The sequence below is a fragment of the Burkholderia sp. NRF60-BP8 genome (assembly GCF_001522585.2).
GTDB lineage: Bacteria > Pseudomonadota > Gammaproteobacteria > Burkholderiales > Burkholderiaceae > Burkholderia.
Map to the genome: position 1 here is coordinate 113324 of NZ_CP013372.1, position 15105 is coordinate 128428.

Sequence of the window (15105 nt, forward strand, 5' to 3'; positions counted from 1 at the left end):
AACGGAACACGACAATCTCGAGGAGTCGATCATGGACTTTGGCTACACCCCGAAAGTGGAAGCGCTGCGCGAACGCGTGCGCGCGTTCATGGACGCGCACGTCGTGCCGCGCATCCGTCAGTGGAACGACGAAGTGCACGCGGGCCGGTATCCGGTGTCGTTCATGGAGGAACTGAAGGAGCGCGCGAGAGCGGAAGGCCTGTGGAACCTGTTCCTGCCGCACCTGAAGGACGACGAGCCGGGCACGGGCCTGACGAACCTCGAATACGCGCCGCTCGCCGAGATCATGGGGCGCGTGAGCTGGGCGTCGGAAGTATTCAACTGCAACGCGCCGGACACCGGCAACATGGAGCTGCTGCACATGTTCGCGACGCCCGAGCAGCGCGAACAGTGGCTGCTGCCGCTGCTGCGCGGCGAAATCCGTTCGGCGTTCGCGATGACCGAGCCCGACGTCGCGTCGTCGGATGCGACCAACATCACGACGCGTATCGAGCGCGTGGGCGACGAGTACGTGATCAATGGCCGCAAATGGTTCATCACGAACGCCGCGCATCCGAACTGCAAGATCTTCATCGTGATGGGCAAGACCGATCCCGATGCCGAATCGCACCAGCAGCAAAGCATGATCCTCGTGCCGCGCGACACGCCGGGCGTGACGGTCGTGCGCAACATCACGGTGGTCAATCACCACGCGCCGGAAGGGCACTGCGAGATCACGTTCGACGACGTGCGCGTGCCGGCGCGCAACCTGCTCGGCGAGGAAGGCAGCGGCTTCGCGCTCGCGCAGGCGCGCCTCGGCCCGGGTCGCATCCACCACTGCATGCGTTCGATCGGCGCGGCCGAGCTGGCGCTGGAACTGATGATCGACCGCGCGCAGTCGCGCGTCGCGTTCGGCAAGCCGCTGAACCGGCACGGCACCGTCGGCGAATGGATCGCGCGCTCGCGCATCGAGATCGACCAGGCGCGCCTGCTGGTGCTGAAGGCCGCGTGGATGATCGACAAGGTCGGCGCGAAGGCGGCGCGCAAGGAGATCTCGATGATCAAGGCGCTCGTGCCGACCGTCTACACCAACGTGTGCGACCGCGCGATGCAGGTATTCGGCGCAGCGGGCTTGAGCCCGGATACGCCGCTGGCCGACCTGTGGACCTGGGGCCGCGCGCTGCGCTTCGCCGACGGCCCGGACGAGGTGCACCTGCAGGCGATCGCGCGGATGGAGATCAAGGACGGCGAGCCCGGTGCGACGGCGCCGTACCTGACGCCGCCGCCGCGCGGCTGAGCGGGGCGACGTGGACGAACGAACGGCGCCCGCCGTAAGATCTCGGCAAGGAGATCCGGCGATGCGCCTTTCGAAGATTGATCTGAACCTGTTCGTCGTATTCGAGGCGATCTACAACAAGCGCAACCTGACGCGTGCGGCCGAGGTGCTGAATCTCACGCAGCCGGCCGTCAGCAACGCGCTGGCGCGGCTGCGCAAGACGCTGAACGATCCGCTGTTCGTCAGCACGCCGGCCGGGATGATGCCGACGCCGATGGCCGAGAACATCGTCGGCCGCGTGCGCGAGGCGTTGCAACTGCTCGATTCGAGCGCGCACGAAGGCGACGTGTTCGATCCGGCTTCGTCCGAGCGCGTATTCCGGCTCAGCATGAGCGACCTGACCGAAGCGCTGCTGCTGCCGGCGCTCGGCGAGTTGCTGCAGACGCATGCGCCCGGCATGCACGTGCGCAGCTACACGATGGATCGACGCGAAGTCGCGACCGCGCTCGCGAACGGGTCGGTCGACCTCGCGATCGACGCGCCGCTGATCGGCGACCCGCACCTGCACCAGGCGCTGCTCGTGCAGGACCGCTACGCGTGCATGATCCGCGACGATCACCCGTTCAAGGGCGATACGCTGACCATGGACGACTACCTGTCGATGGGCCACATCCACGTATCGAGCCGGCGCAAGGGCAGCGGGCACGTCGACGCGGAACTGATGCGGCTCGGGCTGCGCCGCAACATCCAGATGCGCGTGCAGCACTACATGGTCGCGCCGCTGATCGCGATGCGCGGCGATCTCGCGCTGACGGCGCCGCTGCGGCTGCTGCGGCGCTATCCGGCGCGGATTCTCGAACTGCCGTTCGAGATGCCGGGGCTCGACTACTTCTGCTACTGGCATCGCAGTGCCGATCAGGATCAGGGCAGCCGGTGGCTGCGCGAGCAGTTGATGATGCTGATGGGCGGGATGGGGGAGGGGCGGTGAGGGAACGCCGTGCATGCGGTCGTCGCCGTCGACGCGATCGGTCGCGCGCACCGTCCTGAGCGGTGGTCCTCGATAAGGCGTTTTTCGACAGTTGCGGCGACGTCATCCGTCGGTAGAATCGGTACTTCCCTACCGGAGTGCCTCGCATGGACTCTCACGCCCCGAATCGCCACGCGCTGGCGCCGCTCGCGTACCACGAAACCGTAGCCGACTATTTGCGCCGGCACGAGCCGGACGTCTGGCGCTGGACCGGCGAGCGCCAGACGCATGCCGAACAGCTCGAATCGCTGCGCGCTTCGTTGCTGCGGGAAACCTACCGGATCGACGCCGATGCGCACGGCAACGTCCATGCCGCCCTGGCGCTGGCGATGGAGCGACTCGGGATCGTCGACGTGCCGGCCACGCTCTATCAGTCGCCAGGCACCCAGATGAATGCGTCGCTCGTATTCGTACCGGGCGAGATCCACATCCTGTTGCAGGGCCCCGTTCTGGAGCGGCTGGCACCGGAGGAGCTGCTGGCGATCCTCGGGCACGAGCTCGCACACTATGTGCTGTGGTCGCTCGACGGAGGCCGGTTCCTGACCGCGGACCGGATCCTTAGCGATGCGGTGGCCGCTCCCGGCGGAGCCGACAGCCATCGCGAGACGTTTCGGCGTTATGCATTGCACACCGAACTCTTTGCCGATCGCGGGGGCGCATTGGCTGCGGATGCGGTGGCGCCCGCCGTTTCGACGCTCGTGAAGGTGCAGACGGGCATCAGCACGGTGGATGCAGCGGCTTATCTGCGTCAGGCCGCCGAGATCGAATCGAACGAATCGGGCGCCAGCGCGGCATTGAGCCACCCCGAGACTTTCATCCGTGCCCGTGCGCTTGCGCTGTGGTGGGACGGCGAGGCAAGCCTCGACAGCTGGATCGACACGCGCCTGCACGGCCCGCTTTCGCTGGAGCGGCTCGACTTGCCGGGTCAGGCGCGCCTGCAGGCGCTGACGCGCGGATTCCTCGCGCATTACCTCGACGGCGCGTCGCTGGCCAGCGACGCCGTGCTGGCCCAGGTGCGCATGCTGTTCCCGGACTGGCGCGACGATGAGCCCGTCGCCGGCCCGGATGCATTCGACGCGGCAGGTGTCGACGACAGCGTGCGCAGCTACCTGAACGCCCTGATGATGGATCTCGCGCTGGCGGACCCCGATCAGCGCGACGTGGCGTTGTTGCGCGCCGGGCAGGTTGCCCGGTCGCTCGGCAGTCTCGACGCATTGCAGCTCAACCTCCGGCGCGACGCGGGCCTCGGCAAGCGCGAACTCGAACGCTACAAGCGGCAACTGGCCGAGGAGAAGGACGCATGAACGACAGGATCGCCGACGGTGCGCCGCGCACGCTGCGTACGCTGATTGCCGCGCAGGCCGGCGCGGCATTGTCGACCGACGACGTGCTCGTGCTGGTGCTGCCGTTGTTCGCGCAGGTGGCGGAACTTCACGCGCAGGGCAAGGTGGCGTCGCTGGACGCGGACAGCATCGTGATCGACGAAGGGGGCGGCCTGGCGCTGCGACGCCCCGACGGCGAAGCGCCGCAGATGGACGTCGGCGCCGTGCATCGCGTCCAGCCGCACCCTGCGTCGGGCCTGAACATCGTCGGTGCGCTGCAACTGGAGCACACGCCCGATGGCCATCACAGCCAGACCGATCTTGCATTGCAGCTTGACGCAGCGGCTCCGGTTGTGCGGCCCGTCTATTTGCCAGGGTACGCGAGCTGGGAGCGATCCATCGGGCATCACGACGAGATCACCGACGTGTTCATGCTGGGGATGGTGCTGGCCAGCCTCGCATGCGGGCTGAACTTCGAAACCGAAAGCGACCTGCGCGCGTTCGTCGAGCATCGACGCAATCTGTTCGTGCTTCATGAACGGCTGCATCCGATCGTTGCGGCGGCGATCGTCGAAATGACGGAAGTAAACCGCCATGATCGCGCGACCGACGTGGCCGCGCTTGCGATGCGCCTGCGCACCTGGCGCGAGCAGCCGCTCGGCCTGGACGTCGAGCGTGCATTGGCCGGGGCGACAGGGGCGGCGTCGCGCCGCGGTGCAGTGCTGACGCACCTGCGCGACCGCTTGTTCGATCTGTCGCGTCGCAACCGGCTGCTGCATTTCCGGCCGACCGCGGCGACCGTCAACCTGACCGTGGCCAGCGTGCCGCTGATGCTGCATATCGAAAGCGTGCGCCCGGAGCACATCTGCACGTGGGGCGGACCGTTCGCCGCCGACCTCGTGGCCGGCAAGGCGGTGGCGTTACAGCAATGGCTGCGGTTCGACGATCAACCGTACCTGCCCGCGTCGCTGGACCGGCTGATCGCCGATACTCGCCGCGAACGGGCCGAATTCGGCTTCAGCAACCTGCGTCTCGTGATCGCGTTCCTGCGCTGGCACAACCTGAAGGACGCCCCCGACGAGCGTATCGTCTCGCCGCTGCTCTGGTTGCCGGTCGAACTCGTCAAGCGCAAGGGCGTGCGCGATCAGTACGTGATCCAGTGCGCTGGCGGCGACGCCGAATTCAATCCGGCGCTGCGGCACCATCTCAGTCAGCTCTACGACATCCGGTTACCCGAGACGGTCGACCTGGGCAAGATCACACTGGCTGAGATTCATGCGGATATCCTGACGCAGATCCGGAGGTCGGAACCCTCGGTCGAGCTTCGGCTCGTCGACAAGGCGTCCGTACGGCTGGTGCGCCAGAAGGCACAACAGCGCATGCAGCAATACCGACGGCGGAAGCCCGCGGCACGTGCAGGCGGTTCGCACGGCGGTCGGCTGCCCTCTTTCAGCTATGCGCAAGACGATTACCGACCGCTCGGCCGCGCGTTGTTCGAGGAATGGGTGCGGCCGAGCGAACTGCCGCAGCGTTTCGAGGCCGGCGCCACGCCGGGCGCCAGCCTGCGTCGGCCGCAGATGGCGGGCGCAGCGGCAGAGGCCGTCGACGAGCGGCAGGGTTACGTGCTGCAGGAATCTGACGGGCATCGCTATGCGTGGGATTTCGATCTGACGCAGGTCACGCTGGCCAATTTCAACTACAGGAAGATGTCGCTGGTGCGTGACTACGCGCAACTGCTCGACGAGACCACCGCGAATCCCGCCTTCGACCGGGTGTTCTCGATCGAGCCGCGCGAGGTCGAAGCGTCGGCGGCCGCGCCGCTGCCGGCAGGAGAGCAATGGAACGTGGTGGCTTCCGATGCGACCCAGAATGCGTCGGTGAGCCTGGCGCGCAGCCAGCGCAGCTTCATCATCCAAGGGCCGCCGGGCACCGGCAAGTCGCAAACCATTACCAATCTCATCGCCGATTACGCGGGGCGCGGCAAGCGTGTGCTGTTCGTATGCGAAAAGCGTGCGGCGCTGGACGTGGTGTTCCACCGGCTCAAGCAGAGCGGGCTGGACGCGCTGTGTTGCCTCATCCACGATTCGCAGTCGGACAAGAAGGCGTTCGTCGCCGATCTGAAGGGCTGCTACGAGCGATGGATCGCCCAACCGCACGACAGCGAAGCGCTGCACGCACGACGAGCGGCGTTGATCGATGCGCTCGACGTACAGCAGCGACGCATCGATGCATTCGAAGCGGCGATGGCGGCTGCGCCCGACGCGCTGGGTGGCAGCGTGCGCACCTTGCTGCGGCGGCTGGTCGCGCTGCCGGCGGTACCGGATGTCGGCTTTGCTTTGCGCGAGCGCTTGCCGGCGCTGGCCGTTTGGGACCGGCATGGCGAGCTGACCCGGCGCGTGCATCGTGCGATGCGCGAACGGTTCGGCGCGAACAGTCTGGCCTCGCAACCTTTCGCACGGCTGTCTGCGGCGCTGCTGGCCGACGAGCGGGCATTCGGGCGGGTCGAGCAACTGTGCCAGGACGCCGACGCGCTGTTCGACGCGCTCGATCCGGTGCTCGACAGCACGGTGGCGTCGATCGGACACGCCACGGCGCTGTCGCGCGCATGCGCGATCGCAGCCGATTGCCAATGGCTGATCGATACCGGCCTCGCCGCGCATCTCGACGTGCTCGATCCGGCGTCGTCCGCGCAGACGGTATTGCGAGAAGCCCGCGATGCGTTGTCCGCGCACGCAGACGCGCTCACGGCCGCGCAGGCTGCCACCGTGCACTGGCGAGACAAGCTGTCGCCGGGCGATACCGTGTCGGCGCTCGCACTCGCGCGCCGGCTCGAGGCGTCGGCGATGCGATGGCTGCAGCCGGCATGGTGGCGGTTGCGCGGCGAGCTTCGGCGTCGCTACGACTTCGCGCAGCATGCGGTGCATCCCGGCTACGTCAAGGTGCTGGAGCAGCTTGCCGCCGAGCAGGCCGCGGCTGCGGCACTCGACGCAGCCGATGTCGAGTGCCGCAAGCGCTATGGCGTGAGCGAAATGGCGGCGTTTCTGCGCGCGCTGGCCGAGCTGGAGGCGCGGCTGGCGTCGGACGGCGATCTGCGCGAACGGATCGCGAATCTGCGTCAGGCGGTCGATCCGCTTGCTGCCGCGCGTATCGATGCCGGCGCACGCGAGGCCCTCGACAAGCTCGAGCGTCGCATCCGCGACAACCTGGTCATGGACGATGACGTGTCGCTGGCTGAAATCGCCGAGGCGCTGCGCGATCTTCGGGAGGGACTGGACGACCTGCCTGATTTGCTGCCGCTGTTGCGTGCGGTCCACGCGGCCGACCCCGCCTATGCGGCGACGCTGCAGTCCGTCGACCTCGCGCCCGCGGAGCTGGAGGCGCTGATTGCCGACGAGGCGTTGCGCCGCCTGGAGCGCGAGAATCCGGTGCTCGCGCGATTCGGCGGCGTGGCGCTCGCACAGGCCGCGCGTGCCGCGGCCCGGATCCAGCGCGAATTGCTGACCGTGAATGCCCAGGTCGTGAGCGCGACGTTGCATCGGCAGTTTGCCGACCACGTGCGCCAGTCGTCGTTATCGGCGACGCAACTCGATGCCGACGGCAAGACCTTCAAGAAGCGCTACGCAACCGGCCGGCGCGAGCTCGAACACGAGTTCGGCAAAAGCATGCGCCACCGTTCGATCCGCGATCTCGCCGATGACGAAACGGGCATGGTCGTCAACGACCTGAAGCCGATCTGGCTGATGAGCCCGCTATCCGTATCCGATACGCTGCCGCTGTCGCCCGATCTGTTCGACGTGGTGATTTTCGATGAGGCCAGTCAGATTCCCACCGAGGAAGCCGTGCCTGCGCTCAGCCGTGCCCGTCAGGTCGTGGTGGTCGGCGACGAGATGCAGTTGCCGCCGACGAGCTTTTTCACGGCAGCGGGCGCGGATGGCGACGACGAGATCGTGATCGAGGAAGAGGGCGAGCGCATCGCCATCAATCTCGACTCCGACAGCTTGTTGAATCAGGCGGCGCGCAATCTGCCCGCGACGCTGCTGGCGTGGCATTACCGCAGCCGGCACGAAGCATTGATCAGCTTCTCCAATGCGGCGTTCTACGACGGTCGTCTCGTTACGATTCCGGACCGCGTGCTGGAGCGCGCCGACGAGGACGGGTGGTCGGTGCGGTCGAGCCAGGACGATGCCGGCATCGTGGGCGCCGACGCGTTGCTCGCGCGGCCGATCAGTTTTCATCGGCTCGACGACGGCGTGTACGTCGAGCGGGGCAACGTGCCCGAAGCGCGCTATATCGCGTCGCTCGTACGCGAGATGCTGCGCCGGGAGACGGGCCTGAGCCTCGGCATCGTCGCGTTTTCCGAGGCGCAGCAGAACGCGATCGAAGCGGCGCTGGAGGCACTGGCGGCCGAAGACGCCGACTTCGCCACGCGGCTCGAGCGCGAGTACGTGCGCGAGGACGACGACCAGTTCAACGGCCTGTTCGTGAAGAACCTGGAAAACGTTCAGGGCGACGAACGCGATGTGATCATTCTCAGCATCTGCTACGCACCGGGCCCGGACGGCAGGATGCTGATGAATTTCGGGCCGATCAACCAGCGTGGCGGCGAAAAGCGTCTGAACGTCATCTTCAGCCGCGCAAGGCACCGGATGGCGGTGGTTTCCACGATTCAAGCCGATGCGATCACGAACGTGCACAACGACGGCGCGGCCGCGCTGCGGGCATTCCTGCAATTTGCGCAGGCGAGCGCCACAGGCCAGTTCGACCGTGCACAGGCGGTGCTCGGTGCGCTGAATCAGGGTGCGCGCGATGCGTTCACGCGGCGGACATCGCCTGACGCCATTCGCGATGCGTTGGCCGAAGCACTGCGCGCACGCGGTCACCAGGTCGATATCGACGTCGGCCGTTCGCAATTCCGCTGCGACCTGGCGATCGTCGATTCGTCGAAGCGGGACTACGCGCTTGCGATCCTGCTCGACAACCCAGCCCATGTCGTGACCGATACGGCGGAGCGCTATGTATTCCGGCCCGGCATCCTGCGCGGCTTCGGCTGGCGTGTGCTGGACATCCCCGGGAAAGATTGGCTTGATGACCCGGCCGCGGTGCTGGCGCGCATCGAGGCAATGCTTGCTGACGGTGAAGATCGAGCACTCGATCAGGAAATCGAGCTGCCGACGCCGGTTGTTCAGACGCCCGCGCAGGAGGCTGAAACTGTGCAGGGCGAGACTGCAGCGGCGACTGGCGTGCCGACGGAACGCGTGAGATCGCTGCGATTCGAGCAAGGCCCTTCCAGCAAGTTCTGGCGCGCCAGCCTGCGGGGCACGGAGCTGAACGTGACGTACGGTCGGATCGGATCGGCAGGACAAGCCAACCTCAAGCAATTCGAAACCGTCGAGCGTGCACAGCGCGAGATGGACAAGCTGGTGGCGGAGAAACTGCGCAAGGGCTATGTCGAAGACCCGGCCGGGTGACGGCCGGCGTTCGATCCGCCGTTCATGCACGCGTTCCGCACGCAGCTGTGGTGCGACTTCACGTTTTCCGCGTTCCGCGCGTGAATTGGTGGCGTGTTCGATTTGACCGGGTGAAGCGGAGCCGATCTCGGGACACCGGGCATCACGCGGGGGATGAACGGGGATGGCGGCGTGCACATGCGTGCCGCCGTATCGTCAATACGAATCGTCGTCGAAGCGAGACGCCGCCGGCCGGCGCTTCATGTCCTTCAGCCAGCGCCTGACGTTGTCCGGATCCTCGAATTCGCGCAGCGCGACGGCCAGGTCCTGGTTGCTCCGCTGCATGCCGGCAATGTCGCGCGTCAGCATGCGCAGCACGGTATCGGGCGCGACCTTGGTGGACGACGCGATCCCGTACGTGCCCCTGAAATCGTTTTCGACGTGCACGATCTCCCGATCGAGCTCGCGCAACTGTTCCTCGAGGATGCCGTTGTAGCGCGTCAGCCGCGCTTCGCCGAGGCCGTCGATCGCGCGCCGGTCGATCTGTTCGATTTTCAGCTGCAATTCCAGCAACTGCAGCAGGTTGCCCTTGTCGTAAGCGTGATTGACGCGCTGCATCAGCGCGGTCTTGCGTGCCTGTTCGTTCGGATCGGATTCGCGATCGGGGTGCAGCGCGCTGGCCAGCTTGCGATAGATTTCGCGGATCGATTTGTTCGATTCAGCCTGTTCGGCCTGGATCCGCGCCTGCGCGGCCGATTGCTTCGGTGCTTTCTTGCGCTTCGCACGCTGCGCCTCGCGGGCCGCGTGAGCGGCCATGTCGCGCTCGAACTGGGCGTCGAGTTCGGCCTGCATCCGCTCGGCGAGTTCGTCGGGGGACAGCGAGTCGAGATCCTCGGGCGAGGGCGACTGCGATTCGGGTTCCCGTTTCGGTTTCGTCGGCTCGGGAGCGGCCGTTGCGTGGCCGACGCGGTCGGATCCGGCATGCCGGTGGTAAATCACCTTCAACGCCGCGTCGTCGCTGGTGTGCAGCAAATCGCGCGCCATGTCGGCGATCAGGTCGGACAGCGTGCGCTGCTCGGCTTTGCTCAAGCCCTTCTGCAGGAACGCGTCGTCGAGCAGATGGATCAGCCGGATGCGCAGCGCCGTTGCCTCCTGTTCGAGCGGCAACAGCCCGTCGACGAACTTCTTCTGGAACGCCGGCATGACGGCTTCCCACGCACCGAGACGTTCGCGCCGCTTTTCGATTTGCTCGACGAGCGTATTGAACGTCTTCTGGGCTTTCGACAGGCTGGCTGTCTCGTGGCTGGGCGCGATGGCGACCGCGGCACCGCGACGTGCGGTCATGATCGATGTCCTCCGGCCGCGGCAGGAGGCGCGGCAGGCCGGTATTTTAGCCGGATGGGTGCGCCCCCCGAAACGGCTCGCGGCGCGTTAGCGCTTCATCGTCGCAGCCGCCGGCGCGCCCGAGTCCATGCCCGGTGCGCCGTTCGCCCCGTAGGCGGCTTCCGCGCTTTTGCGTTCCGCGAGGCGCTTGGCGGCGAGGCGTTCCTGCGCGGCGACGATGTCGCCCGGATAGTTGTCGCCGTCACCGGCGACCGGCTCGTAGCCGACCGACTCGAGATCGAGCAGTTCCTGGCGCACTTGCGCGCGCGTGAGCGTCGAGTGCGACGACTGTGCGTACGACGCGGCCGGTGCGGTGAGAAGGGCGGTAGCGGCGACAGTGGCGATGGCGGCGATGATGGATTTCACGGTTTCCTCGGACGATTTCGTTGCGGTTTGCTGAACCGACGAGGAAAGTTTAGGAACCTTGACCGGCCTGATAAATGGCGATTCCGGGCGAACTGTGTTCCAGAATGAGCGAGAGTGCGCGATGCTGACGGAACGCGATGGAGATCGACGTCATGTGAAAGCGCGATGCGACGACTGCGCTGACGCGTGTTCCGGCGCGTCATCGTTCCGTCAGTCGCCGAACAACTGCCCCTGCCCGGAGATCACGCGTTCGAAATCGTCGCGCAGGAACGGCAGGATCGCATCGGCGACAGGCTGAAGCTGACGGCTCAGATAGAACGCATAGTCGATCGGCGAACGCATCGTCTCCAGCGGCTCGGGGCCGGCCGTCGTCATCACGTAGCTGATCCAGCCGCCGCGCTGATACTGCAGCGGCCGGCCCTGCGCGAGGTTGAACTCGTCGGCGATGCGCGCTGCGCGCACGTGCGGCGGCACGTTGCGTTCGTACTCGCGCAGCGGCCGGCGCACGCGCTTGCGGTAGACGAGCTGGTCGTCGAATTCGCCGGCGAGCGTGCGCCGCACGTAATCGCGAATGAAATCCCGGTACGGCTCGCGCCTGAACACGCGCCGGTACAGCTCGCGCTGGAACTGCTGCGCGAGCGGCGTCCAGTCGGTGCGGACCGTCTCGAGCCCCTTGAACACGAGATCCTCGCTACCGTCGGCCGTCGCCGCGAGGCCCGCGTAGCGCTTCTTGCTGCCTTCTTCCGCACCGCGCACGGTCGGCATCAGGAACCGGCGGTAATGCCGTTCGTACTGCAGCTCCAGCGCGCTGTCGAGGCCGAATTGGTCGCGCAGGTGCGCATGCCACCAGCGATTCACGTGCTCGACGAGCGCGCGGCCCTTGGCGCCGGCTTCGTCGTCGTCGTGCGCGCGGCCGAGCCACACGAAGGTCGAATCGGTATCGCCGTAAATCACTTCGTACCCCTGTGCTTCGATCAGCTTGCGCGTGCGATGCATGATCTCGTGTCCGCGCATCGTGATCGACGACGCGAGGCGCGGGTCGAAGAAGCGGCAGCCGGTCGAGCCGAGCACGCCGTAAAACGAATTCATGATGATCTTCAGCGCCTGCGACAGCGGCGCGTTGCGCTGCCGCTTCGCGTCGTCGCGGCCCTCCCACACGCGGCGCACGATGTCGGGCAGGCAGTGCGCGGTGCGCGAGAAGCGCGCGCCGAGAAAGCCGGGCACCGATGCGTCGTCGCCGGGATTCGCGAGCCCTTCGATCAACCCGACGGGATCGATCAGGAACGTACGGATGATCGACGGATAGAGGCTCTTGTAGTCGAACACGAGCACCGAGTCGTACAGCCCGGGGCGCGAATCCATCACGAAGCCACCGGGGCTGTTCTGCCCCGTCACGTCGCCGAGGTTCGGCGCGACATAGCCGAGCCGGTGCATGCGAGGCAGGTACAGGTGCGTGAAGGCTGCCACCGACCCGCCGGTGCGGTCGGCCGCGAGCCCGGTGACGCTCGCGCGTTCCAGCGCGAAGGACAGCAGGTCGGCCTTGTCGAAGATGCGCGTGACGAGTTCGCAGTCCTTCAGGTTGTAGCGCGCGAGCGCGGGCTTGTCGTGATCGAAGCGGCGCTGGATCTCGTCCATGCGCTGGTACGGATTGTCGATCGACTTGCCTTCGCCGAGCAACGCTTGCGACACGTATTCGAGGCTGAACGACGGGAACGTCCACGTCGCCGATTTCAGCATGTCGATGCCGTCGAGGATCAGCCGGCCGGCCGCGCCTGCGAAGAAGTGGTCGGGCTGCTGGCCGTGCGCGCGCCAGTCGAGCACGCTGCCGCCGCGCCCGAGCTTGAGCGGCACGCCGTATTGCTCCGCGTGCGCATGCAGGATGCGCAGGTCGAACTGCACGAGGTTCCAGCCGATCACCGCATCGGGATCGTGTTCGTCGAACCAGTCGTTCAGGCGCGCGAGCATCGCGGCCCGGGTGTCGCAGTAGTCGAGGCGGAAGTCGACGGCGCTCGCGTCGGCATCGCCGTTCGGCGGTCCGAGCATGTAGACCTGCCGTTGTCCGCAGCCTTCGAGCGCGATCGAATACAGCTCGCCGTGGACGCTGGTTTCGATGTCGAGCGACACGCAGCGCAGCGCCGGGCGGTAGCCGGTCGCGGGCTTCAGCTCGGCGCCGGTCAGCGTGCCGTCGCGGCCGGGCTGGCCGCGAAACTCGACGCATGCGGTGATGAAGCGCTCCATCGCATAGCGATCGGGCGGCTGCACGTCGGCTTCGTAGACGTCGACGCCGGCCGCCGCGAGGCGCTTCTGCAGCCCGGACAGATGGCGATAGCGCCGGCAATAGAGGCCGACGACCGGGCGCCGGCTGAAATCGCGCAGCGCGAGCGGGCGCAGTTCCGCGTCGCGTTCGCCGGCCAGCGTGCGTTCGGCGAGCGCCTGCTGTTCGGCCGGAATGAACGCGACGGCTTCCTGCGGGCGCAACCGCACGCGGCGCGGACCGCGTTCGGTCGCCAGCCAGAACTCGATCTCGATACCGGATGCGGTGTCCCGCCAGTGGCGGGTAAGGATGAAACCCTGCTCGAACGCCGTCAAAACGCTTGCTCGTCGTGGATGCCCAAGCGGCGGATTTTAGCGCTTGAACGGCTGTCGTGCCGCTGCGGGCGCTTGGCAACAGGCGGCAGGAAGCCGTCGAGCGATGCGGATGCGGCGCAACGGAAGCGACGGCATGGCGATGACGGCCGAGGTAGACGGCCAGGCACCCGACGGACAACGGACGCTATTCGCGACGCAGCGCTTCGAGCACGGTTGAGGGCGACCGCTGGCCGGCGCCATAACCGTTCGACTGTAGCCTGGGCATCATGCCGACCACGAAGTCGATGAACGCCCTTACCTTGGCCGGGACGTGGTTTCGACTGGGATAGTAGACGTAAAGAGGAAACGTCTCGTCGCACCAGTCCGTCAGAACCGGCTCCAGCGTGCCCGCACGCAGGTGCGTGTCGATTCCGAGGTCGATCACCTGGGCGATCCCGAAACCGGCGAGGCAGGCGCCGATTTTGGTTCCCGCATCCGTGACGGTCAGGGTGCCGCTGACGGCCACTTTCACTTTCTCGTCGTCGCGCCAGAACTCCCAGTCGAAGGGGCGGCCGGTAGCCGGGTCGATCGCGAGGATGCATTCATGGCCGCCGTCGACGAGATCCTGCGGCGACCTCGGCCGACCGCGCTGCTCCAGGTAGGACGGCGCGGCCAGAGTCAGTACCCGCGGACTGTATAGCCTGCGGCAGACCAAGGTCGAAATGGACGGCGGTCCAAATCGGATGGCGAGATCGAATCCCTCGCTGACCAGGTCCGAGAGATCGCTCCGGGTTTCCAGCTTCAGGTGAAGCGCGGGGTGATCCTTCATGAACCGGGTCAGCTCCGGGGCCAGCACGAGGCGTGCGAACACGGCATCGCATGCGACACGGAGCGTTCCGTTGACGACCGAGGTCTGATCGGAGGCGTCGACGGCCGCCTCTTCGATTCCCTGGAGTAACGGCAGCACTTTCGACAACAACGCATGGCCGGCGTCCGTCACTTCGACGTGCCGGCTGGTGCGATGCACGAGCTTTGCGCGCAAGCGGTCCTCCAGTCGCTGGATGGCGCGACTGACCGCCGGCTGAGTCTTGCCCAGACGCGATGCCGCACGGCCGAAACTGCCGGATTCAGCCAGGGCTGCCAGGACGAGCAAGCCGCTGACCAGTCCTCCATCGAGGTCTTCCATCATCCATGTGTTCCTGTAATGGCAGCGATAACCGGGTCGCCGTAGCAGAGAGCGGGAAGGATCGCTCACTATACGAGCCGTTCACTACCGAGGAAAGCCGACAATGACCCAGACCCAAGCCGTCGTCGCTTTGATCGACGATTATTTCAACCTCGCTTATGAGCCGCAGAGCCGTGACTTCGACAAGATTTTCCATCTGAACTGCTTCGTTCAGTGGCTGGATGAAGGCCAGTTGCGCACGCTGTCGTCGTCGGAGTACGCGGCGCTCATTCACGGGAGGCCCAGTCCTCGATCGACCGGCGCGCCGAGAGACGAGGCGATCCTCTCGATGGAGCACGTCTCCGACAGCCTTTCAACGGCGACGGTGCGGGTGCGGATCGGCAACCGGCTGTTCAACGATCACTTCGTCATGCATAAGGTGGAGGGCGACTGGCTGATCTCGACCAAGGCGTCCGCCATCGTGCGTACGTTCGACTGAAGCGCAGCGCGGCAGTGTCCGGTTTCGTCGGCGTGCGACAAGATGTGCGCCGACACCGACGAATGAAAACCGC

General features: G+C 66.4%; 9 protein-coding genes. 5 read left to right on the forward strand and 4 right to left on the reverse strand.

The window, feature by feature from the left end; genetic code table 11:
* Positions 1-31 precede the first annotated feature (31 nt).
* The 4 genes from WS54_RS00565 (at position 32) to WS54_RS00580 (ending at position 9072) form a co-directional block, all read left to right on the forward strand.
* Positions 32-1276, forward strand: coding sequence for an acyl-CoA dehydrogenase family protein (locus WS54_RS00565; protein WP_059786429.1), 1245 nt, complete (start codon positions 32-34; stop codon positions 1274-1276).
* A gap of 61 nt (positions 1277-1337) precedes the next feature.
* Positions 1338-2243 carry a LysR family transcriptional regulator gene (locus WS54_RS00570; RefSeq protein WP_059786432.1) on the forward strand — a complete coding sequence of 302 codons (906 nt, stop codon included), beginning with the start codon at positions 1338-1340 and terminating at the stop codon, positions 2241-2243.
* 146 nt (positions 2244-2389) lie between these two features.
* On the forward strand, positions 2390-3586 hold the full coding sequence (locus WS54_RS00575) for a M48 family metalloprotease (protein WP_059786434.1): 1197 nt from the start codon (positions 2390-2392) through the stop codon (positions 3584-3586).
* The gene (locus WS54_RS00580) at positions 3583-9072 is read left to right on the forward strand and encodes an AAA domain-containing protein (protein WP_059786436.1); all 5490 of its coding nucleotides are present in this window, start codon (positions 3583-3585) and stop codon (positions 9070-9072) included. Before WS54_RS00575 ends, WS54_RS00580 begins: the two co-directional genes overlap by 4 nt.
* A gap of 195 nt (positions 9073-9267) precedes the next feature.
* Here the strand turns inward: WS54_RS00580 and WS54_RS00585 are convergent, their stop codons facing one another.
* The 4 genes from WS54_RS00585 to WS54_RS00600 form a co-directional block, all read right to left on the reverse strand.
* Complete coding sequence (locus WS54_RS00585; protein ID WP_059786439.1) at positions 9268-10395, reverse strand: J domain-containing protein; 1128 nt, start codon at positions 10393-10395, stop codon at positions 9268-9270.
* An 87-nt stretch (positions 10396-10482) separates the two neighbouring features.
* The gene (locus WS54_RS00590) at positions 10483-10800 is read right to left on the reverse strand and encodes a DUF4148 domain-containing protein (protein WP_059786441.1); all 318 of its coding nucleotides are present in this window, start codon (positions 10798-10800) and stop codon (positions 10483-10485) included.
* 210 nt (positions 10801-11010) lie between these two features.
* Positions 11011-13389: a DNA polymerase II gene (locus WS54_RS00595; RefSeq protein WP_059786445.1), complete on the reverse strand. Its 2379-nt coding sequence runs from the start codon at positions 13387-13389 to the stop codon at positions 11011-11013.
* Between the two features lie 184 nt (positions 13390-13573).
* Positions 13574-14557 (reverse strand): LysR family transcriptional regulator, encoded by a 984-nt coding sequence (locus WS54_RS00600; RefSeq protein ID WP_230624855.1) that lies wholly within the window; start codon positions 14555-14557, stop codon positions 13574-13576.
* Between the two features lie 100 nt (positions 14558-14657).
* On the opposite strand from WS54_RS00600, the gene WS54_RS00605 reads away from it, so the two are divergent.
* A complete protein-coding gene (locus tag WS54_RS00605) occupies positions 14658-15032 on the forward strand; it encodes a nuclear transport factor 2 family protein (RefSeq protein ID WP_059786448.1) in 375 nt (124 codons plus the stop codon).
* The last annotated feature ends 73 nt before the right edge of the window (positions 15033-15105 follow it).